The organism is Sphingopyxis panaciterrulae, from assembly GCF_014199295.1.
GTDB classification, from domain to species: domain Bacteria; phylum Pseudomonadota; class Alphaproteobacteria; order Sphingomonadales; family Sphingomonadaceae; genus Sphingopyxis; species Sphingopyxis panaciterrulae.
The window spans coordinates 402757-423816 of record NZ_JACIJH010000002.1; the positions used below are offsets into that span (position 1 = coordinate 402757).

Here is a 21060-nt window from a genome sequence, read left to right on the forward strand (position 1 = left end):
TCTTTTTTTGGACGTATCGATGACCGCTACTCTCTCCTCGTCTTCCTTCGTCAATATCGGTGAACGCACCAACGTCACCGGCTCGGCGGCGTTCAAGAAACTGATCTTGGCCGACGATTTCACCGCCGCGGTCGAGGTCGCGCGCCAGCAGGTCGAAAATGGCGCCCAGGTCATCGACGTCAACATGGACGAAGGGCTGCTCGACGCCGAACGCGCGATGACGACCTTTCTCAAGCTGATCGCCGCCGAGCCCGACATCGCGCGCGTGCCGGTGATGATCGATTCGTCGAAATGGAGCGTCATCGAGGCCGGCCTGAAATGCGTACCCGGCAAGCCGATCGTCAATTCGATCAGCATGAAGGAAGGCGAGGAGCCGTTCCTCGACCAGGCGCGCAAGTGCAGGGCTTACGGCGCGGCGGTGGTCGTGATGGCGTTCGACGAGGTTGGGCAGGCCGACACGAAAGAACGCAAGATCGAGATATGCGAGCGCGCCTACAAGCTGCTGACCGGCATCGGCTTCCCGGCAGAGGACATCATCTTCGACCCCAATATCTTCGCCATCGCGACAGGGCTCGAGGAACATGACAATTATGCGGTCGATTTCATCGAGGCGTTGAAGGAAATCCGCGTCCGCTGTCCGCACGCCCATTTCTCGGGCGGCCTTTCCAACCTGTCGTTCGGGTTCCGCGGCAACGAGGTGGTGCGCCGCGCGATGCACAGCGTCTTCCTCTATTATGCGATCCCCGCCGGGCTCGACATGGCGATCGTCAACGCGGGGCAACTCGACGTCTATGACACGATCGATCCCGAATTGCGCAATGCGTGCGAGGACGTCATCCTCAACCGCAAGGCCGAAGGGGAGGCCGAAAGCCCGACCGAGCGACTGATCGCGCTCGCCGAACGCTATAAGGGCAAGGACGCGGCGCAGGAAAAGGCGGCAGAGGAATGGCGCGGCTGGCCGGTCCAGAAGCGGCTCGAACATGCGCTCGTCAAGGGCATCGACGCCTATGTCGTCGACGATACCGAAGAGATGCGCCTGGCGATGGACCGGCCGATCGAGGTGATCGAAGGGCCGCTGATGGACGGGATGAACGTCGTCGGCGACCTGTTCGGATCGGGCAAGATGTTCCTGCCGCAGGTGGTGAAATCGGCGCGCGTGATGAAGAAGGCGGTCGCCCACCTGCTGCCCTTCATCGAGGCCGAGAAGCAGCCGGGCGCGAAGGGCAAGGGCAAGATCGTGATGGCGACCGTCAAGGGCGACGTCCACGACATCGGCAAGAATATCGTCGGCGTCGTGCTCCAGTGCAACGGCTTCGAGGTCGTCGACCTGGGCGTGATGGTGCCCTGGTCGAAGATCCTGGAGGCGGCGAACGAGAATGACGCCGACATGATCGGCCTGTCGGGCCTCATCACCCCGTCGCTCGACGAGATGGTGACGGTGGCGGAAGAGATGCAGCGCGCCGGCATGACGATGCCGCTGCTGATCGGCGGCGCGACTACGTCGAAAGTCCACACCGCGCTGCGCATCGACCCCGCCTATGATGGGCCTGTGCTCCATGTCCTCGACGCGAGCCGCGCGGTGGGCGTCGCGACCTCGCTGGTCAGCGACACGGGGCGCGACGCCTTCGTCGAGGGCTATAAGAGCGACTATGCCCATATCCGCGACGTGCGGGCGAACAAGGGGCAGAGCGCGCTGATCCCGATCGCCGATGCGCGCGCCAACGGCTTCGTCGTCGACGAGCATATCCGGCCCTTCCCGCCCGAAAAGCCGGGCGTGCATGCGTTCGAAAGCTGGAACATGGCGGAACTGGTCAAGTGGTTCGACTGGACGCCCTTCTTTCGCGCGTGGGAACTCGCCGGCGTCTATCCCGCGATCCTCGACGACGCGGTCGTGGGGGAAAGCGCGCGCAGTCTTTTTGCCGACGCGCGGGCAATGCTCGACCGCATCGTCGGCGAAGGCTGGCTTCACGCGCAGGGCGTCGCGGGCCTCTGGCCGTGCCGGCGCGAGGGTGACGACGTCATCATCCACCTCGAGGAAGAGGAACGCCACGTCCGCATCCCCTTCCTGCGCCAGCAGATCGCCAAGCGCGAGGGCCGTCCCAATATGTGCCTCGCCGATTTCATCAGCCCCGACGGCGACTGGATCGGCGGCTTCTCGGTGGCGATCCACGGTATCGAGCCGCATCTCGCCCGCTTCAAGGCGGCGCACGACGATTACAGCGACATCCTGCTGAAGGCGCTCGCCGACCGTTTCGCCGAAGCCTTCGCCGAGCGGCTCCATGCGCATGTCCGCACCGATCTGTGGGGCTATGCGCCCGGCGAGCAACTGACGCCCGAGGCGATCATCAAGGAGGAATATCGCGGCATCCGCCCGGCGCCGGGCTATCCGGCCTGTCCCGAGCACAGCCTGAAGCGTATCCTGTTCGATCTGCTCGACGCCGGCAACACGTCGGGCGCGATGCTGACCGACCATTTCGCGATGCTGCCCACCGCAGCGGTCTCGGGCTTTTATTTCGGCCATCCCGACGCGAGCTATTTTGGCGTTGCGCGGGTCGGCGAGGATCAACTCGTCGAATATGCCGAGCGGCGCGGGGTCGATCTGGAAACCGCACGACGCTGGTTGCGGCCGAATCTGGATTAACGCCGGCGCGGTCGACTGTCCGATAAGGGGACAGTGCGCCGATTAACCAGCTTCGCGAAGGACTTGCTTCGCGCGCTCGGCTATTCTGGCGCCATGGTGAAAAAAATCCTCCGCCGGCCGCTGTTGCCGCTCGCTGCCCTTCCGTTGCTGTTCGCGCCTGCGCCGCTGCCGGCGCAGGAGGGCGTCGCGCCCTATGTCGTCGCCGAGAGCGGGCGCGGCTTCGCCCGCCTGCAGGATGCCGTCGACGCGATCGGCGACGGGCAAGGGACGATCCGCGTCGCATCCGGCTATCACCGGGACTGCGCGGTGCAGACGGCGGGACGCATTGCCTTCGTCGCCGCCGAGCCCGGCCGTGCGATCTTCGATGGCGTCACCTGCGAAGGCAAGGCGGCACTGGTGCTGCGCGGCAATGGCGCGCGCGTTGACGGGCTCGTCTTCCAGAATATGCGCGTGCCCGACGGCAATGGCGCGGGCATCCGCCTCGAACGCAGCGATCTTCAGGTCATCAACAGCCTGTTCCGGGGGAGCGAGGAAGGCATATTGACCGCCAACGATCCCGGTGCGACGCTGAGCATCGACCGCTCGACCTTCTCGCGCCTCGGTCGTTGCGACCGCGGGCTGAGTTGCGCGCACAGCGTCTATACCGGTGTCTATGGTCAGGTGACGGTGACGCACAGCCGTTTCGAAAAGGGCAGCGGAGGCCATTATCTGAAGACGCGCGCGGCTCGGGTCGCCGTCGTGGACAACAGCTTCGACGACACGCAGGGCAGCGCGACCAATTACATGATCGACCTGCCCGCCGGCGCGACGGGCCGCATCGCGAACAATCTTTTCGTCCAGGGGCGCGACAAGGAAAATTATTCGGCGATCATCGCCGTCGCGGCCGAGGGGACCGACAACAGCTCGGCCGGCCTGACGATCGAGGGCAATCGGGCAAGCCTGCCCGAAGGACTCGGCCGCAAGGTGGCGTTCGTCGCTGACTGGAGCGGCGACGCTTTGAAGATCGGCGACAACGAGTTGGGGGCGGGACTAGTGCGCTTCGAGAAGCGGTAAAGCCCCGAAATATTCGGTTCGTCCTGTGGGCGCTCGGGCTTCCGGTACTTAGAGCACGGTGCGTTGAATCGGCATCATCTCTCTTCGCTCGACACGAACGGGAAGATGGGGTGGATCGAATGCGCGCCGCTCCAGCCGGAAGCTGGCGCCTCCATCACTTGCAGATGCAGCGGACCTTGCGCTTGGGTTTCGGCTTCCACTTTTTCTTGGCGACATGGCGTTTGCGGACCGGCACCGTTTCATAATAGGTCCGGGTCGATGTCTCGACATGCTCGGTGACGATCGGCGGGCCGTTGATGATCGTGGTCACCACCACGCCCGGCGAATACCAGCCATAGCCGTAACCATAGCCATAGTTCTGATAGAGGCCGCCCGGGTACGTGCCGCCCGGGTACGTGCCCCCCGGATAGGCGCCGCCATAATATTGGCTGCGGCTCGACCACCATTGCTCACATGTCCTGCGATCCGCCTCGCTGCCGATGGCGGCACCGGCAAGCGCTCCGACGCCGCCGCCGATCAGCGTGCCGGCGGTGCGGTCGCCCTTGCCCGCGATGCGGTTGCCGGCGACGCCCCCCAACAGTCCGCCGACAACCGCGCCGCCGACGGCGTTGCCATGGCCGCAGCGGCGGACCATGTCGGCATCGTCGCGCGGGTCATATCCGCCGCGATAGGTGCGGTCGTAATAGGGATCATAAGGCGGCGGCGCATAGTCGACGCCGGGGCGTCCCTCGACCGTGCCTTCGTAGCGCCCCTCGTAACGGCGACCGTCGGGCGCCTCATAGGTGCCGTCCCAGCTACCGGTCCAGCGCCCCTCCACATCATAGGTGCCGCTGTACACCGCGTCGGGCGGCGGCGGGGGCGGATAGGGGCCGCCGCGATAGTCGACCTCGCTCGGCACCCGGTCGGGATAGCCGGTGTAGACGCGCGTATCGGTGGCGGCCGGTGCGCCATAGTCCAGGGTCGGGCGCGGATCGCCGCCGAACGCGGCGCTGCGGCTGCGGTCGCTGTGCGGACCGGGCAGCGGCGCCTCGGCGCTCGTTGCATGCCCCGACAGAATCAGCGATCCTGCGGCGACCCCGAGCAGCAAAATGGTGCGCATGGCTAACTCCCTGTTCCGGTAGCCCTCACACGAGAGCGATTGGTTAACAGTTTATTAGCAAAAAGTCCGATTTTCCGCGAATCCGTTAACCCTGGAATGCGCGTCCCATTTTGGGGCAGTCAGGTGTCGGCGAGCGCGCTCGCGATCCGGACGATCAGCGCTTCGGCGCCCGCCTGATCGTCGGGCGTGAAGCGGCCGGGGTGCGGACTGTCGAGGTCGAGGACGCCGATCAGTCGATCGGCCGCGACGATCGGCACGACGAGTTCGCTGCGACTTGCGGTATCGCAGGCGATATGACCGGGAAAGGCGTTGACGTCCTCGACCCGCTGGCTTGCGCGCAGCCGCGCCGCGGCGCCGCACACCCCTTTGTCGAGGGGGATGCGAATGCACGCCGCCTTGCCCTGGAACGGCCCGAGCACCAGTTCCCTGCCGTCGAAGCGATAGAAGCCAGCCCAGTTGAGATCGGGGATCGCCTGCCAGATCAGCGCCGCGACATTCGCCATATTAGCGATGCCGTCGCGCTCGCCGGCGACCAGCGCCTCGGCGGCGTCGGCGGCTTCGGCCCAGAGCTCGTCGGGCGCGGTGGCGGTAAAGGAGAAGGCGTGGGACATGGGCCGCTATTCCACGCTCAGTCCGGTCCATTTCGCGGCGAAGGCATATTTGTCGGCGGCCTCGGTGATGATCTTGTCGGTCGGCTTGCCCGACCCGTGGCCGGCGCGTGTCTCGATGCGGATCAGGTGCGGCCTGTCGCCCGCATCGGCGTGCTGGAGCGCGGCGGTATATTTGAAGCTGTGCCCCGGCACGACGCGGTCGTCGGTGTCGGCGGTAGTCACCAGCACCGCCGGATACTCCACCCCGTCCTTGATGTTGTGATAGGGCGAATAGGTCAGCAGATTCCGGAAATCGGCCTCCTTCGACGGATAGCCATAATCGTCGACCCAATAGCGCCCGGCGGTGAAGCGGTCGAAGCGCAGCATGTCCATGACGCCGACCGCGGGCAGCGCCGCGGCGAACAGGTCGGGGCGCTGGTTGATCACCGCGCCGACGAGCAGCCCGCCGTTCGACCCGCCCTCGATCGCGAGCTGGCCCTTGCCGGTGATGCCTTCGCCGATCAGATATTCGCCCGCGGCGATGAAGTCGTCGAAGACATTCTGCTTCTTGTCGAGCCGCCCGGCGTCGTGCCACGCCTTGCCATATTCGCCGCCGCCGCGCAGGTTCGCGATAGCGAGCACGCCACCCTTGTCTACCCAGGCGAGCCTGGTCGGCGAGAAGGCGGGGGTCATCGAGACGTTGAAGCCGCCATAGCCGTAGAGCAGCGTCGGCGATCCTTTGCTGCGGTCGATCCCTTTCTTCATCACGACGAACATCGGCACTTCGGTGCCGTCCTTCGACTTGTAGAAGCGCTGCTCGACCGAGAATTGCTTCGGGTCGAAGGTCAGTTTCGGCTCGGCGAACACGCTGCTATCCCCCGTCACCGTGTCGAGACGATAGATGGTCGTCGGCCGCGCATAGCTGGAAAAGGCATAGAAGGTTTCGGGGTTGCCCGGCTTGCCGCCGAAGCCCGAGGCCGAGCCGATGTCGGCGAGGTTGATCTCCGCGACCGGCTGGCCGCCCAGCGTCACCATCCGCGCCTCCGACTTGGCATCGCCGAGGTAGGAGAGGATGATGCGGTTGCCGACCTGCGAGGCGCCGACCAGCGTCGCCTCGCTCTCCGCGACCAGTGGCGTCAGCGCCCGGGGTTTGCGGATGTCCATCGCGACGAGCCGCTGGCGCGGCGCATCCTTGTTGGTCAGGAAGATGAACAGCGGACCGTCGTTGCCGACATATTCCCAATTGTCCGCGAAATCCCCGACAAGTGGCTTCGGCTTCAAGCTGCGCTTGCCGAGATCGTAGAGCGTCAGGCCATAGCGCGCATCGGTGCCCTCGGACGAGGTGACGAGCAGATAGCGGCCGTCGTCGGTGACCTGGGCTGTATGGTTGAGCGCCGGCGTGTCGGGCGTCGCGTGGATGAGCACATCGTCGCTCTGCGGCGTCCCGAGCTTATGGAACCAGACCGCCTGATTCTCGTTGAGCGACTGGAAAGTCTCGCCTTCCTCGGGCGCGGGGAAGCGCGAATAGTAAAAGCCGCTGCCGTCCTTCGTCCAGTCGAGCGCGGAAAATTTCACCCAGCGCACCTCGTCGGGCAGATCGGCGCCGGTCGCGACGTCCTTCACGCGGACGATGCGCCAGTCGGTACCGCCGTCCTGCACCGCATAAAGAAGGTGGGTGCCATCCTTCGACGGCGTCCATTCGGCGAGCGCGGTCGCGCCGTCCTTGGCCCAGGCATTGGGGTCGATCAGGACCCGGCCTTCGCCCGCCAGCCCGTCGCGGACATAGAGTAGCGACTGCGGCTGCAATCCGTCGTTGCGCGTGTAGAAATAACGGTCGCCGGCCTTCTCCGGCAGGCCGAAGCGCTCGTAATTGTAAAGCTCGGTCATCCGCTTGGCGAAGACGTCGCGGCCCGGCAGCGTGTCGAGATAGGCGTCGGTCACCTGGTTTTCCGCCGCGACCCACGCCGCGACCTCCGGATTGACGCGGACATCGTCCTCGAGCCAGCGATAGGGATCGGCGACGTCGACGCCGAACTGCGTGTCGACCGTGTCGCCGCGCGCCGTATTGGGATAGGTCAGCGCGGGCGCAGGCGCGGCCGCGACGCTGGTCTCCGCCCCCTGGGCCATGGCGGGCGCGGTCATCAGCAGCGCGAGCGCGAGCGGCGCGCGGTATATATGTCGAAGCATGGCAAGGCGGTCCTCATCGTCCGGGTAATAATCGTGCGCGGCACTGTAAGCATCGCCAAGGTCCGGGCAAGGGGATTCGGCGCTCAGTGGCGCTCCGTCTCGATACCAAGCGCGGCGAGCAAATCCTGGTCGAACGGCCGCAGACGCGCAGCTTTGGGCCACTGACCCCGCTTCAGCGGCTTTCGATAACGCGGACGAGCTGGTCGGCGATCCGGCGGTGATCGGCGAGCGACGGATGGGCGTGGCAGCCGCCGAAATCGAGGCCCGTGAAGTGCAGCGTCGTGACGCGGCCGGGCAGTCCGGCTTGTAGTGTTGCCGCGACCGCTGCGACCTCGGGAAAGAAGAGGTCCGATCCCATCAGGATGAAGCGCGCCTGCGGTTGCCGCGCGGCGAGTTCGGTGACGAAGGCGGCGTAGCGGTCACGATAGGCCGTCTTGAGCGCGGCTGTATCGGCCCAGGGCTCGCTCGCCTGGACCGGTGTCGAGAAATCATTGGTGCCCAGATTGATGACGATCGCATCCGGATGCCAATCGGCATCGGCGGCGGCGGGCGCCGGATCGCCGGGAAGGGCGAGGGAATAACGATCGGGCAGGCTGTCGCCGGCCGCGCGGCCATTATAGTTGCGGACCATCCCGAAGCCCGAAAAGGCATGGATGCGATAATCGGCGTCGAGCGCGCGAGCGGTCAGCGGCCCAAAGGCGCGCGTCGTGTCGGTAAGGTCGTGGACTTGTCGCTCGCTGCACTCGCGGTTGGGCGAGAGATTGCCATAGCCGACCGAGAAGCTGTCGCCGATGAACTCGATCTGCCGCGCCCGGGTTGGGGGTGCGAGCGGCGCGCCGGCGGCTGCGAAGCCGAGAAAGCGGCTGCCGCCGGTCTGGCTTTCGGTCAGCTTGTCGAGCCGGACGATGTGCACGCCGTCGACAAGACCCGCGAGCATGGTGTCGACCGTACCGGGCGCGCGGAAGACGGCGCGTTCGGTCCCGTCGATCGACAGCCGAAGATGATCGGTCGGCGCTGCGAAGCGGACGCGCACTGCGGTTCCGTGAAAGCGCCCTTCGACATAGACGCCAGGCCAGCCAAAGGCGAGGCTGCTGTCCGCTGCTGCAGCGGTGCGGCCGCCGACATGCACCGCGAGCGGCGCGAAGGCGGGCCGCTCCGTCGGCGCGGCACCGGCGAGCGTCAGAGCCAGAAGCGGCATGAACAGCGGGCGGATCATGAGCCGGTGATAAAGGCCCATCGGGTCAGCGGCAATGCGATGCGAGACGCCCGAACCGGACCCTTTATCCCCCGCCCGCCGCGCTCGGCGGCCGCGACGGGGGAATAGGTTGTGTGTGCACGATGGGAACATTAGGTGAACATTCGCGGTATGTCAAGCCTGCGGGGATGAGCGTGGCGACTCAGTGAAAGCAGGAGCGTGATTTGCCTTCTTCGTCACCCCGGACTTGATCCGGGGTGACGATACAGGAAATGGTCCCTTCCAAGGCCAAGCTACGTCATCACCGTGGCGAGAAAGCAAAATGCCCATCTCTCCCGGTTGACGTAAACGTAAAGGGGGCTATCCCGATTTCGATGGCCGGGGCGAGCCCGAACAAGGCCGGACGACATCGACCGGCGCGCACCGTCCGCGCCGCAACGGACTGGAGCAGGACATGGGCAAGGAGCCGCAATTCGATCTTTCGGGGCGCGTCGCGCTGGTTACGGGCGCGTCGTCGGGGCTCGGCGCGGGGTTCGCGAAGGCGCTTGCCGCCGCGGGCGCCAGGGTCGTGCTCGCCGCGCGCCGCGCCGACCGGCTCGCCGAGCAGGTCGCGGCGATTGAGGCGGCGGGCGGGCAGGCGATCGCCGTGTCGCTCGACGTCACCGACGAAGCCTCTACCAAGGCCGCCTATGACGCCGCCGAGGCCGCGTTCGGGACCGTCGACACGATCGTCGCCAACGCCGGTGTCGCGACCGAAAAGGTTGCGCTCGGCCTCAGCGTCGACGAGGTCGACAGCCTGCTCGCCGCCAATGTCCGCGGCGTCTTCCTGACGGTTACCGAGGGCGCGCGGCGGCTCGAGGCGGGGGGAAGCCGTGAGAAGCAGCACGGCCGTGTCGTCATCATCGGCTCGATCACCGCTGACAAGATCTTTCCCGCGACCTCGGTCTATGGCGCGACCAAGGCGGCGGTGCGGCATATGGGCAAGGCGCTGGCGCGCGAATGGGCGCGGCGCGGCATCAATGTGAACATCATCCAGCCGGGCTATTTCGAATCGGAGATGACCGCCGACCTGTTCGCCAGCGAAGCCGGTCGCAAATTCGTTGCGTCCTTCCCGCGCCAGCGACTACGTCCGCCCGCCGATCTCCATGCGCCGCTGCTCATGCTCTGCTCCGACGCCGCACTCGGCCTCACCGGCGCGGTGATCACCGTCGACGACGGCCAGTCGCTGTGAGCGATACGCTGCTGGTCGAGGCGCGCGGTGCGGTTGAGATCGCGACGCTGAACCGGCCCGAGCGATTGAACGCGCTGAACGGGGACCTGGTCGACGAACTCAATGCCTATTTCGGCGGACTGGCCGAGCGCCGCGAGGTACGCGTCGTCATCCTGCGCGGCGCCGGTCGCGGCTTCTGCGCCGGGCTCGACATCCAGGAGGATCGCGCGACCGACGAGACCCCCGTGCTGCGCACGCTGCGCACCCAGACCAGCATCGGCAACATCTATCGCAAGATGCGCGCCTGCCCACAGCCGATCATCGCGCTCGGCCACGGCGCGGCAGCGGGCGGCGGGCTGTCGCTGCTGCTCGCCTCCGACGTGCGCTATGCCGCGCCTTCCTTCCGCTGCAACGCCGCCTATATCCGCATTGGCCTCGGTGGCTGCGACATGGCGTCGAGCTATTTCCTGCCGCGCCTCGTCGGTGCGAGCCTCGCCGCGGAGATGATCCTGACCGGCCGCTTCATCGACGCCGGGCGGGCGCTGAGCGCCGGGCTGGTCAGCGAGATCGTCGACGAGGACGAATTGCTCGACCGCGGCATCGCGCTGGCGGGTGAGATGCTCGCGACCAGCCCGCACGGGCTGCGACTGTCGAAACAGGCGCTGAACCTCAATATCGACGCGCCGAGCCTCGAGGCGGCGATGGCGATCGAGGACCGGCAGCAGGTGATCCTGTCGGCGACCGAGGATCACAGGGAGGCGCTCGCCGCCTTCCTCGAAAAACGCACGCCCGCCTATCGCGAGCGATAGCGCCGCACCTCGGCATTGCCTTTTGCGAATCTATTGGCATATAGTCTGCCAATAGATTAGAAGCAACAGGGAGGGGGCGATGGCCGGACGCTTTTCGACTGGGGGGTCGATGCCGCCGGGCGGCATATGGAAGCGAACGGCCGTCATCGCAGCATGCGTTTCGTTCGCCGTGATGCCGCCGACCGCGGCGCCGGCGGCGGCCCCCAACCCGACCCCCCCTCCTGCGGTACAGGCCAAGACGTCGCACCCCAATATCGTGATCCTCGTCGCCGACGACTGGGGGTTCAGCGACGTCGGCTCCTTCGGCGCTGGCTATGCGACGCCGAACATCGATGCTCTCGCGCATGCCGGGGTGCGCTTTTCCAACTTTCACGTCTCGGGGTCCTGCTCGCCGACCCGGGCGATGCTGCAGACGGGGGTGATGAACCACCGCAACGGTCTCGGCAACATGCCCGAGACGATCCCGCCCGAGCATGTCGGCAAGCCGGGCTATGACACGGTGCTCAACCACCGCGTCGTCACCATCGGCGACATCCTGCGCGCCGCGGGCTATCGCACCTATCTGACCGGAAAATGGCATCTCGGCAGCGACGCGACCCGGCTGCCCGTCGCGCGCGGCTACGACCGCGCCTTCAGTCTCGCCGACGCGGGCGCCGACAATTTCGACCAGCGGCCGATCGAGGGCATGTACGATACGGCGCGCTGGACCGAGGATGGCAAGCCCGCGACGCTACCCAGGGATTATTATTCGTCGCGCTTCGTGGTCGACAAGATGATCGACTATATCGACGGCGGCGCGGCAAGCGGCAAACCCTTCCTTGCCTCGATCAATTTCCTCGCCAACCATATTCCGGTGCAGGCGCCCGACAGCGATATCGCGCGCTATGCCGCGATGTATCACGACGGCTGGACCGCGCTGCGCGAAGCGCGGACGAAGCGCGCCGCGGCGCTCGGCATCATGCCGGAAAACGCGCCGATGGTGATGATGGCGACGACCCCTGACTGGTCGAAACTGAGCGCCGACGAACGCAAGGCCGCGGCGCGGGTGATGCAGGCCTATGCCGGCATGGCGACGGCGATGGACCGCGAGATCGGCCGGCTGGTCGCGCATCTGAAGGCGACCGGCCAGTACGACAATACCGTCTTCGTCTTTCTCTCAGACAATGGGCCGGAGCCGACCGATCCCTATAACCGGCTGCGCAACCGCATCTTCCTGAATATCGAATATGATACCTCGTTCGACAATATCGGACGGCGCAACAGCCTGAGCGCGATCGGCCCCGGCTGGGCGAGCGCCGCGGCGTCCCCGCTGTCGGGCTACAAGTTCAGCGCCGCCGAGGGCGGGCTGCGCGTGCCGCTGATCGTCGCCTGGCCGGGCAATGCGAAGATACGCGCCAGCGTCATCAGCAACGGTTTCGCGCATGTCACCGATATCGTGCCGACGCTCGCCGATCTTGCCGGCGTGCCGCTGCCCGGTGGGACGTGGGACGGCAAGGCGGTCGAGCCGGTCACGGGCCGCAGTCTCGTCCCGATGCTGGAGGGGGTGGAAGGCAGCGTCCACGGTGACGCGCCGCTCGGCTATGAACTGGCGGGCAATGCCGCGCTGTTCCGGGGGCGTTACAAGCTGGTCCGCAACCTGCCGCCGATCGGCGACGGCGGCTGGCGGCTCTACGACATCGGCGCCGACCCCGGCGAAACGCGCGACCTGTCGGCGGCCATGCCCGACCGCTTCGCCGCGATGCAGGCCGACTACCGCGCCTTCGCGCAGGAGAATGGCGTGCTCGACATGCCGCCGGGCTATACCGCCGACGAGCAGATCAACCGCTATGCATGGGAGCATCAGGGCCGCAAGCGCGCGATTCAGGCGGGCGCGGTGCTGGGCGGAATCCTGGCGGCGCTGATCGCGCTGCTCTGGGTCTGGCACCGCCGGCGCCGGGCGCGGAATAGCCTAGCGGGGGGTTAACGCTCCGGCATCGCGGCGACCAGCGCCGCGACCATGTGGGTCAGCACCGATCCCGCATCCTCGACCGTCAACGCCTGGTCGCGGCGCAGCGCGCGCCAGGTCTGGAAGGACAGCATCGCGATCAGCGCCTCGGCGCGGGTGCGGTCGGCGCGCACCGGATCGGGGAGCAGCCGCAGCACCAGTTCGCGCTCTAGGCGCACCACGCGCGTATATTCGGCCATGAGGAAGGGCGATTGGTATCGTTTGATGTTCGCGGCGAGGCGGAAGGGCAGCATCGCCTCGAACACGCGGACGCGCCGCTGGGTCAGGTCGCGCAGGTTCGCGCGCCAGTCGGCGCCCGCATAGGGCGCGGTGACGATCGGCATCACCCGTTCTGCGATCGTCGCCGAAATCTCGCTGTAGAGCGAATCCATGTCGTCGAAATGGCGAAAGACGGTGCGCAGCCCGACGCCCGCTTCCTCGGCGACGCGCGCCGCGCTCGGCATCGGGTCGCCGCCCTCGATCAGTTCGAGCATCGCGGCGACGATGCGCCGCCGGCTCGACCGGCTGCGCTCGCGGCGGCCGTCGACCCGCTTCGCTGTCTTCGCCACGGATTTGGTGCTCGTCGTCATCGCCGCCCCTGCTGACCCCGGGGTCAGGACCCCTTAATTCCACGTTCGAGGCGTCGAAATGGCGAAGATATCGGGCTTGAGCGGGTGCAGCGGGTAGCATCGCTACCCGCAAGGCCGCACGGGTCCGAGATCGAAGCCATTTCGGCGTCCCTGCGGGATTTGACCGATTTTGCCCATAGCTTCGTCGAAAAGCCTTGAAATATGCTCATATTCCTACGCCTTTTCTCCTCGCCCTGTGCAAAATCGCTTCAAACCTCGAGCGCGGAATTAAGGGCCCCTGACCCTAGTTGACGCGTCGGGTCAAGCCCGATGCCGAAGTGGCTTGCGCCTTCCTTAATATAATGACACATATAGTGCCATAAGTTTTCGAGGTCGGATAATCGGTGGGGCGATGGACGATCGAGGTCTTTGGATCATGGCGATATGGAGCGCCGCGCTGCTGCTGTGGCTCGGCTTCCGGCTGTTCTACGACGGGCTGCGGCGGCCGCTGCGGCCGCATGAGATCGAGACCTTCCTCGCGGGACTCGGCGCGCGGATGGATGCGACCGGCAACGACGCCGCGCGCCTGCGCGCCTTTCTGGAGGCCGACGACGGGCGCGAATTCGTCATGCTCAATCTCGTCAAGACGCGCCCCGGCATCGTCGCCGATCCCGACAGCGGCGAGGCGCTGGGCGGGGCCGCATGGCTGGGGCGCTATTCGCGGGTCTTCGTGCGCGGCCTGATGCGCCGCGGTGGGCATCCGCTGTTCGTCGGGCGCAAGGTCGGCGGCTATATCGACGCGTGGAATATGCCCGCCGACCCCGGCTGGACGCTGTTCGGGACGATGCGATACCGCAGCCGTCGCGACCTGATCCATATGGCGGGTGATCCCGCCTTTCGCGCCGTGCATCCGGCGAAGCTGCTCGGGACCGAGGCGACCTTCAGCTTTCCGGCGCAACGCATCCTTGGCTTTCACGCCGGGCCGCGCACGACCGTCGGACTGGCGCTCGCGCTATGCGCCGCGCTCGGCCACATCGCGATATTGACGTGGGGATAGGAAAGGGAGAGCGGCGGCAATGAAGAAAAGATGGATCGCGCTCGGCCTCGTCGCGCTGGCCGCGGTGGGGGGCTATCAGGCGTTTGAGGCGAACAAATATCGCCTGCCGGGCATCGTCCAGGACTGGCGCGATCCGGTGCAGCCCAATCGCGCCGTGGCGTGGCAGCAGGGGCCGGCGACGCCGCCCGCGGCCAAGCGGCCACCGAACATCATCCTGATCGTCGCCGACGACATGGGCTGGAACGACATCAGCCTGAACGGCGGCGGGGTCGCGGGCGGAATCGTCAAGACGCCCAACATCGACGCGCTGGCGCGGCAGGGGGTGGATTTCACCACCGCCTATGCCGCCAACGCCACCTGCTCGCCGTCGCGCGCGGCGATGCTGACCGGGCGCTATCCGACCCGCTTCGGCTTTGAATATACGGCGGTTCCGGTCGAATTCGCCGAGAATCTGACCCATGGCAGCGGCATCGGCCCGCTGAAGCCGATCTTTCACAAGGAATTGATTACCGACGACATCCCCGACTATCCCGACATGGGCGTGCCGCCGGGCGAAGTGACGATTGCGGAGGCGGTGAAGGCGGCCGGCTATCACACCATCCACATCGGCAAATGGCATCTGGGTGAGGCGCCGCGGCTGCAACCGCAGGCTCAGGGTTTCGACGAAAGCCTCGCGGTGCTGGCGGGCGGCGCCAAATATCTGACCGACGACGATCCCGACGCGGTCAACGCCAAGCTGCCCTGGGATCCGATCGACCGCTTCATCTGGGCCAATCTGCGCCAGGCGGTGACCTTCAACGGCAGCAAGCGCTTTCATCCCAAGGGGCATATGACCGACTATTTCGCCGATCAGGCGATCGAGGCGATCGAGGCCAACCGAAACCGGCCCTTCTTCATGTACCTCGCCTTCAACGCGCCGCACACGCCGCTGCAGGCTACGAAGGAAGAATATGCGAAGCTGCCGCAGATCAAGGACAAGAAGACGCGCGTTTATGGCGCGATGATCGCGCAGCTCGACCGCCGCATCGGCGACGTGATGGCCGAGCTGAAGCGCGCCGGGATCGACGACAATACGCTTGTCATCTTCACCAGCGACAATGGCGGAGCGTGGTACAATGGCATGCCCGATCTCAACGCGCCCTATCGGGGGTGGAAGGCGACTTTCTTCGAAGGCGGCATCCGCACCCCGCTGTTCATGCGCTGGCCCGGCCATATCGCGCCGGGATCGACGCGCGGCGACCTGACCGGCCACATCGATCTTTTCGCGACGATCGCGGCGGCGGCCGGGGCGAAGCTGCCGACCGACCGGGTCATGGACAGCCAGAATATCCTCGCCGGGCCCGCGACGCGCGACGCGCTCTATTGGCGGTCGGGCGACTATCGCGCGGTGCGTGCCGGCGACTGGAAACTGCAGGTGACCAAGCGTCCCGAAAAGGTCCGCCTCTACAATCTCGCGACCGACCCGACCGAACGGCACGATCTGTCGGTCGAGCAACCGCAGCGCGTCGCCCAACTCCGCGCGATGATCGAAGCGCAGAACAGGGACATGGCGAAACCGATCTGGCCTGGCCTGATCGAAGGCCCGATCCGTATCGACGTGCCGATGAATGCGCCGTGGCGCGATGGGCAGGATTATATTTACTGGACGAATTAGGGGGCGAGATCGGTTGAGATCGTCATTGCGAGCGAAGCGAAGCAATCTCCAGCGCGCGTTCTTTCCGGACGATAGCTGGAGGTTGCTTCGTCGCCTACGGCTCCTCGCAATGACGGGGAGGGCGCCTACGGCCACCCTTTCCGCAACCCGCTGAATAGGAATTCATCACTCGTTGAATTATTCGCATTGCATCGTTACGTGCGCCGGGCGTTATTGTTCTTGGCAGCAAGGGAATGCGGCGGATGGCGCATCCATCTTCCCGACGCGGGCGGCGGCCCGCCGATCATGGCGACACGGAGCGCAGCATCCGGCTCGCGGCGCTGACGCGCTTTGCCGACCAGGGGTTCGATGCGACCGGTCTGCGCGATATCGCCGCCGACGCCGGGGTCGACGTCGCGCTGATCTCCTATAAATTCGGGTCGAAGCTGGGCCTGTGGAAGGCGGTGGTCGAGCGGGTCGGGGTGGTGAAGATGGAGCAGCTTCGCGCGGCCCTGTCCGCCCGACCCGATCGCGAGGACCGGCCGCTGGTCGCCTCGATGGAGGCGCTCGTCGACATCTACCTTGCCAACGACACGGTGCCGCGTTTCCTGCTGCGCGACGCGAGCCACGATCCCGAGCGCGCGGGCTGGGTGTTCGACCATGTGTCGCGGCCGCTGCTCGACCATTTCTTGCCGCTGATCCGCCGCGCACAAGCCGCGGGGCGGGTGTCGGCGCCGATTCCGGAGATGTTCTTCCTCAGCTTCGCCTATGGCGTCGCGGTCAATGTCGTGCGGCGCGCGCTGCTCACCGGCTTCGCGCCGGCGCTCGCCGACGACGGGGAATTCCGCGCCGCCCTTTATGCGACGCTCGTCGCGCCGCAGCTCCGCCATGGCTGATCCGGCCGCCCCCGCAACCGGCTATGTCTTCAAGCCGCACGAGCGTCCCTTCATGCCGGGTTCGCCGGCGTCGCCCGACCATCCGGTGCGGCGCAAGATCTTCTATTTCCTGATCGGCCTCTATCTCGCCATCGTCGGCGGGTTCCAGAACGGCCTGCTGGTCGCCAATTTGACCGCGATGCAGGGGCATCTCGATCTGACGCCGGTCGATGCCGGCTGGGTCACCGTCGCCTATAACATGACCAACGCGTGCATGAGCATCCTGCTCTACAAGTCGCGCCAGCAATTCGGGATCCAGCGCTTCGTGCGCGCGGTGATGCTGGCGCTGCTGCTCGCCAATTTCCTGCAATTGTTCGACGCGGGCTATCGGATGGAGCTCGTCGCGCGTGGCGTGTCGGGCATCGCGGCGAGCGGGCTGTCGACGCTCGCCGCCTTCTATCTGATGCAGGGGCTGCCGCAGGACAAGCGCATTGCGGGCTTCCTGCTCGCGATCGGGCTGACCCAGGTTGCGGTGCCGCTCGCGCGCGCGATCTCGCCGCTGCTGCTCGCCGACGGCGACATCGCCAATCTGTTCATCCTGCAATTCGCGCTGTCGCTCGTCGCGGTGGGACTGGTCAACATCCTCCACCTGCCGCCGGGCGACACGATCCGTTCGTTCGAGAAGCTCGACCTGGTGACCTTTCCGATGCTCGCCGTCGGGGTCGGGCTGCTCTGCGCCTTCCTGGTGCAGGGGCGTATCCAATGGTGGTCGACGCCATGGCTGGGCGGCGCGCTCGCGGCGTCGGTGGTGCTGATCGGCGCGGCCTTCCTGATCGAGCATTACCGCGCCAATCCGATGCTCCAGACGCGCTGGATGGGCAGCCGCGACCTCGTCAAATTCGCGCTGACCGGCGCATTGGTGCGCGTGCTGACGTCGGAGCAGAATTTCGGTGCGACGGGGCTTCTCGCGGCGACCGGTCTCGTCAACGACCAGCTCGTGACCTATTATGCCGTGCTGACGGCGGCGACGCTCGCCGGCGCGCTGCTCGCCATCGTCCGTCTCGATCCCACCGACCTCAGGCGCCCGACGCTGGTGTCCCTCGGCATAATCGCGGTCGGCGCCTTTCTCGATACCCATTCGGGGCTGCGCACCGGACCGATGAACCTCTATGTCTCGCAGGCCATGATCGCCTTTGCCGCGGTCTATTTCATGGGCCCGATGCTGATGGAGGGGCTGCTGCGCGCGCTGTCGAAGGGGCCGTCCTATCTGGTCAGCTTCGTTGGGGTGTTCAGCCTGTCGCAGACGCTCGGCGGCCTTGCCGGTGTCGCGGCGCTCTCCGCCTTTCATACTTTGCGCGCCAAGGCGCATCTGATGACGCTGGGCGGCAGCATCTCGGCCGCCGACCCCGATGTCGCGCAGGGGCTGGGCCGGCTCGCCGCGGCGCAGGCCGGCACGATCCTCGATCCCGCGCTGCGCAGCGCCAGCGCCGGGGCGCAGGTGGTGCGCGAAGCGGCGCGCGAGGCGACGATCCTCGCCTATAACGACGTGTTTTTTGTCATCGGCGCGCTCGCCGCGCTCGCCTTCGCGGCGATGCTGGCGCGCTGGATCTACGACCGGCGGCGCGGGCACAATCCGCTCGCTGCCGAACTCGAAGCGCTTCAGAAGATGAGGGCAGCCAATCCATGACCGACGAATCGAAGACCGAAGCCCCGGCCGATCCGCCCCCCGCTCAAACCGACGAGGGGTGGAAGCCGCCGCGCTCGCGACCGCGCATCCTCTTCTTCGGGGCGCTGATCCTGATCGGGGCGCTCGCGATCCTCTATGCCTGGGGCCTGCCGCCCTTCCGGCCCGACAGCCAGACTACCGACAATGCCTATGTCCGCGGCCAGACTACGATCATCGCGCCGCAGGTCGGCGGCTATGTGACCGAGGTGCCGGTGCAGGATTTCGCGACGGTGAAGAAGGGGCAGATCCTCGCCCGCATCGACGACCGCATCTATCGCCAGCGCGTCGCGCAGGGGCTGGCGAGTATCGCGGCGCAGGAAGCGACCCTCGACAACAGCGCGCAGAGCCTGCGCTCGGCCGAGGCGCAGGTGCAGTTGCAGGAGGCCGCGGTCACGAGCGCCAAAGCGCAGCTCGCCCGCGCGCAGGCCGACATGCGGCGCGTCGACGATCTGGTCGGCGAAGGATCGGTGTCGCTGCGCGAGCGCGACCAGACCCTCGCCGCGCTGCGCCAGGCCGAGGCGGCGGTCCGCCAGGCGGCGGCGCAGCGCGCGATCGCGGCGCAGCAGGTCCGCTCGGTCGGCGTCGGGCGCGGCGGGCTGGAGGCCGGGGTCGCCAATGCGAAGGCGCAGCGCGGTCTTGCCGACATCGATCTGGAGAACACCGTCATCCGCGCGCCGCGCGACGGCCGGCTGAGCGAGGTGACGGTGCGCGTCGGGCAGCTCGTCAACCCGGGCACCCAGCTCATGTATCTGGTTCCCGAGCGCCATTGGGTCGTCGCCAATTTCAAGGAAGCGCAGACCGCGAACATCCGCATCGGCCAGCCGGCGACGCTGCGCGTCGACGCGCTCGGCGGTGCGAAGCTGACCGGCCATGTCGAAAGCGTCGCCCCGGCGGCCGGCAGCGAGTTCAGCGTCATCAAACCCGACACCGGATCGGGCAATTTCGTCAAGGTGCCGCAGCGTATCGCGGTGCGCATCCGCATCGACCGCGACCAGACGCTCGCCGAGCGGCTGGGGCCGGGCATGTCGGTCGTCGCGACCGTGCATACCGGGACCGACTGATGGCGCGCCCACTCTCTCTCGCCGCGCTGATCCTGCCGCTGCTGCTCGCTGCCTGCGCACCCGCAATCGCCCCGCGGCCCGAGGCGAGCCTGGTCGCGCCGCCCGCCGGCTGGCGCACCGCGCTGCCCGAAAGCGGCGCGATGGACCGGCAGTGGTGGACCCGCTTCGCCGATCCCGCGCTGACCGCGCTGGTCAAACAGGCGCGCGCGAACAACAGCGATATCGCGATCGCCGCCGCGCGCGTCGCCGAGGCGCGGGCGCAGGAAAGGGTCGCCCGCTCGCTGCTGCTCCCGACGCTCAGCGTCGGCGGCCCGGCGGCCGAGCAGCGCAGCCTCAACGCCTTCGGGGTCGCGACGACGAGCACGGTGGCGCAGCCGGCTTTCCAGGCAGCGTATGAGGTCGACCTGTTCGGCCGCAATGCCGCGCAGACCGAGGCGGCGCGCGCCAATGCCGCCGCGACCGCCGCGGCGCGCGAGACTGTCACTCTGTCGGTCAGCGCGGCGACCGCGAGCGGCTATATCGGCCTGCTCGCGCTCGACGCGCGCCGCGACCTGCTCCGCCAGACGCTCGCGTCGCGTGGCGAGGCGCTGCGCATCGCGCGCGACCGCGCCGAAGCGGGCTATACCTCGCAGCTCGAACTGCGGCAGGCCGAGGCCGAATATCATGCGACCGAGCAGCAGGTGCCCGCGATCGAGGCGGCGATCGCGCGGCAGGAAAATGCGCTGTCGCTGCTCGCCGGCGACACGCCGCACGCGATTGCGCGCGGCGCCGGCTTCGACGCGCTGACGGCGCCCGCCGTTCCCGCCGTCCTGCCGTCGGAGCTCGTCCGCCGCCGTCCCGATATCGCGCAGGCCGAATATGCGCTCGCCGCGACCGACGCCAATCTGCGCGCGGCGCGGGCGCAATTCCTGCCGCAGGTCCGGCTGTCGGCGTCGGCAGGGGCGGCGATCTCGTCGGCGCTGTCCGACCCGGTCGGCATCTGGTCGATCGGCGGCAGCATCCTGGCGCCGCTGTTCCAGGGCGGGCGGCTGCAGGGTCAGTTCGATGCCGCGACCGCGCAGCGCGACCAGGCCGCCTTCGCCTATCGCAAGACGGTGCTCACCGTCTTTCGCGAGGTCGAGGACCAGCTTGCGGTGATCGACCGCCTCGGCGCGCAGGAGCAGGCGCTGCTCGCGCAGCGCAGCGCGGTCGCCGACGCGCTGCGCCACGCGACCAACCGCTACCGCGCCGGCTATTCCTCCTATCTCGAACAGATCGACGCGCAGCGCGCGCTGCTTTCGGTCGACCTCGCGCTGATCCAGCTCCGCGCCGACCGGCTCACCGCCTATGTCGCGCTCTATCAGGCGCTGGGCGGCGGCGCGGCGGCCTGAC

Annotated in this window: 16 protein-coding genes; 11 read left to right on the top strand and 5 right to left on the bottom strand. The window is 67.1% G+C overall.

Annotated features, from left to right (window positions below; genetic code table 11):
* Positions 1-19: 19 nt before the first annotated feature.
* Together metH and FHR21_RS05960 are read left to right on the top strand one after the other, a co-directional pair.
* Complete coding sequence (gene metH, locus FHR21_RS05955) at positions 20-2641, top strand: methionine synthase (protein ID WP_184096249.1); 2622 nt, start codon at positions 20-22, stop codon at positions 2639-2641.
* A gap of 93 nt (positions 2642-2734) precedes the next feature.
* Positions 2735-3694 carry a right-handed parallel beta-helix repeat-containing protein gene (locus FHR21_RS05960; protein WP_184096250.1) on the top strand — a complete coding sequence of 320 codons (960 nt, stop codon included), beginning with the start codon at positions 2735-2737 and terminating at the stop codon, positions 3692-3694.
* A gap of 154 nt (positions 3695-3848) precedes the next feature.
* On the opposite strand, the gene FHR21_RS05965 is transcribed toward FHR21_RS05960, so the two are convergent.
* The 4 genes from FHR21_RS05965 to FHR21_RS05980 form a co-directional block, all read right to left on the bottom strand.
* Positions 3849-4793 (bottom strand): glycine zipper 2TM domain-containing protein, encoded by a 945-nt coding sequence (locus tag FHR21_RS05965; RefSeq protein WP_184096251.1) that lies wholly within the window; start codon positions 4791-4793, stop codon positions 3849-3851.
* A gap of 119 nt (positions 4794-4912) precedes the next feature.
* A complete protein-coding gene (locus FHR21_RS05970; protein WP_184096252.1) occupies positions 4913-5404 on the bottom strand; it encodes a GAF domain-containing protein in 492 nt (163 codons plus the stop codon).
* A 6-nt stretch (positions 5405-5410) separates the two neighbouring features.
* Positions 5411-7570, bottom strand: coding sequence for a prolyl oligopeptidase family serine peptidase (locus tag FHR21_RS05975; protein WP_184096253.1), 2160 nt, complete (start codon positions 7568-7570; stop codon positions 5411-5413).
* A 172-nt stretch (positions 7571-7742) separates the two neighbouring features.
* Positions 7743-8786: an SGNH/GDSL hydrolase family protein gene (locus FHR21_RS05980; RefSeq protein WP_221235014.1), complete on the bottom strand. Its 1044-nt coding sequence runs from the start codon at positions 8784-8786 to the stop codon at positions 7743-7745.
* Between the two features lie 433 nt (positions 8787-9219).
* Between FHR21_RS05980 and FHR21_RS05985 the strand changes: the two genes are divergently transcribed.
* The 3 genes from FHR21_RS05985 (at position 9220) to FHR21_RS05995 (ending at position 12747) form a co-directional block, all read left to right on the top strand.
* The gene (locus tag FHR21_RS05985) at positions 9220-9996 is read left to right on the top strand and encodes an SDR family NAD(P)-dependent oxidoreductase (protein WP_184096254.1); all 777 of its coding nucleotides are present in this window, start codon (positions 9220-9222) and stop codon (positions 9994-9996) included.
* The gene (locus FHR21_RS05990) at positions 9993-10784 is read left to right on the top strand and encodes an enoyl-CoA hydratase-related protein (RefSeq protein WP_184096255.1); all 792 of its coding nucleotides are present in this window, start codon (positions 9993-9995) and stop codon (positions 10782-10784) included. Before FHR21_RS05985 ends, FHR21_RS05990 begins: the two co-directional genes overlap by 4 nt.
* A gap of 172 nt (positions 10785-10956) precedes the next feature.
* A complete protein-coding gene (locus FHR21_RS05995; protein WP_184096517.1) occupies positions 10957-12747 on the top strand; it encodes an arylsulfatase in 1791 nt (596 codons plus the stop codon).
* Here FHR21_RS05995 and FHR21_RS06000 read toward each other — a convergent pair.
* Positions 12744-13358 carry a TetR/AcrR family transcriptional regulator gene (locus tag FHR21_RS06000; RefSeq protein ID WP_184096256.1) on the bottom strand — a complete coding sequence of 205 codons (615 nt, stop codon included), beginning with the start codon at positions 13356-13358 and terminating at the stop codon, positions 12744-12746. The two genes, FHR21_RS05995 and FHR21_RS06000, sit on opposite strands and share 4 nt — an antisense overlap.
* Before the next feature lie 415 nt (positions 13359-13773).
* Between FHR21_RS06000 and FHR21_RS06005 the strand changes: the two genes are divergently transcribed.
* The 6 genes from FHR21_RS06005 to FHR21_RS06030 all read left to right on the top strand — a co-directional run bounded on the left by FHR21_RS06005 (position 13774) and on the right by FHR21_RS06030 (position 21059).
* Entirely contained in the window at positions 13774-14394 is a 621-nt protein-coding gene (locus FHR21_RS06005; protein WP_184096257.1) for a hypothetical protein, read from the top strand.
* 19 nt (positions 14395-14413) lie between these two features.
* Positions 14414-16048: a sulfatase-like hydrolase/transferase gene (locus tag FHR21_RS06010; RefSeq protein ID WP_184096258.1), complete on the top strand. Its 1635-nt coding sequence runs from the start codon at positions 14414-14416 to the stop codon at positions 16046-16048.
* Positions 16049-16290: 242 nt separating this feature from the next.
* On the top strand, positions 16291-16923 hold the full coding sequence (locus tag FHR21_RS06015; RefSeq protein WP_184096259.1) for a TetR/AcrR family transcriptional regulator: 633 nt from the start codon (positions 16291-16293) through the stop codon (positions 16921-16923).
* On the top strand, positions 16916-18589 hold the full coding sequence (locus FHR21_RS06020) for an MFS transporter (RefSeq protein WP_184096260.1): 1674 nt from the start codon (positions 16916-16918) through the stop codon (positions 18587-18589). The genes FHR21_RS06015 and FHR21_RS06020 overlap by 8 nt, the downstream gene beginning before the upstream one ends.
* Complete coding sequence (locus FHR21_RS06025) at positions 18586-19689, top strand: HlyD family secretion protein (RefSeq protein WP_184096261.1); 1104 nt, start codon at positions 18586-18588, stop codon at positions 19687-19689. Before FHR21_RS06020 ends, FHR21_RS06025 begins: the two co-directional genes overlap by 4 nt.
* The gene (locus FHR21_RS06030) at positions 19689-21059 is read left to right on the top strand and encodes an efflux transporter outer membrane subunit (protein WP_184096262.1); all 1371 of its coding nucleotides are present in this window, start codon (positions 19689-19691) and stop codon (positions 21057-21059) included. The genes FHR21_RS06025 and FHR21_RS06030 overlap by 1 nt, the downstream gene beginning before the upstream one ends.
* Position 21060: the final 1 nt, after the last annotated feature.

Excerpts from the sequence above, each read along its gene's own strand:
- FHR21_RS05975 (WP_184096253.1), bottom strand. The coding sequence starts at position 7,570 with ATGCTTCGACATATATACCGCGCGCCGCTCGCGCTCGCGCTGCTGATG.
- metH (WP_184096249.1), top strand. The coding sequence starts at position 20 with ATGACCGCTACTCTCTCCTCGTCTTCCTTCGTCAATATCGGTGAACGC.
- FHR21_RS06030 (WP_184096262.1), top strand. The coding sequence starts at position 19,689 with ATGGCGCGCCCACTCTCTCTCGCCGCGCTGATCCTGCCGCTGCTGCTC.
- FHR21_RS06010 (WP_184096258.1), top strand. The coding sequence starts at position 14,414 with ATGAAGAAAAGATGGATCGCGCTCGGCCTCGTCGCGCTGGCCGCGGTG.
- FHR21_RS06015 (WP_184096259.1), top strand. The coding sequence starts at position 16,291 with ATGGCGCATCCATCTTCCCGACGCGGGCGGCGGCCCGCCGATCATGGC.
- FHR21_RS06020 (WP_184096260.1), top strand. The coding sequence starts at position 16,916 with ATGGCTGATCCGGCCGCCCCCGCAACCGGCTATGTCTTCAAGCCGCAC.
- FHR21_RS05965 (WP_184096251.1), bottom strand. The coding sequence starts at position 4,793 with ATGCGCACCATTTTGCTGCTCGGGGTCGCCGCAGGATCGCTGATTCTG.
- FHR21_RS06000 (WP_184096256.1), bottom strand. The coding sequence starts at position 13,358 with ATGACGACGAGCACCAAATCCGTGGCGAAGACAGCGAAGCGGGTCGAC.
- FHR21_RS06005 (WP_184096257.1), top strand. The coding sequence starts at position 13,774 with ATGGCGATATGGAGCGCCGCGCTGCTGCTGTGGCTCGGCTTCCGGCTG.
- FHR21_RS06025 (WP_184096261.1), top strand. The coding sequence starts at position 18,586 with ATGACCGACGAATCGAAGACCGAAGCCCCGGCCGATCCGCCCCCCGCT.
- FHR21_RS05980 (WP_221235014.1), bottom strand. The coding sequence starts at position 8,786 with ATGATCCGCCCGCTGTTCATGCCGCTTCTGGCTCTGACGCTCGCCGGT.
- FHR21_RS05985 (WP_184096254.1), top strand. The coding sequence starts at position 9,220 with ATGGGCAAGGAGCCGCAATTCGATCTTTCGGGGCGCGTCGCGCTGGTT.
- FHR21_RS05995 (WP_184096517.1), top strand. The coding sequence starts at position 10,957 with ATGCCGCCGACCGCGGCGCCGGCGGCGGCCCCCAACCCGACCCCCCCT.
- FHR21_RS05960 (WP_184096250.1), top strand. The coding sequence starts at position 2,735 with ATGGTGAAAAAAATCCTCCGCCGGCCGCTGTTGCCGCTCGCTGCCCTT.
- FHR21_RS05970 (WP_184096252.1), bottom strand. The coding sequence starts at position 5,404 with ATGTCCCACGCCTTCTCCTTTACCGCCACCGCGCCCGACGAGCTCTGG.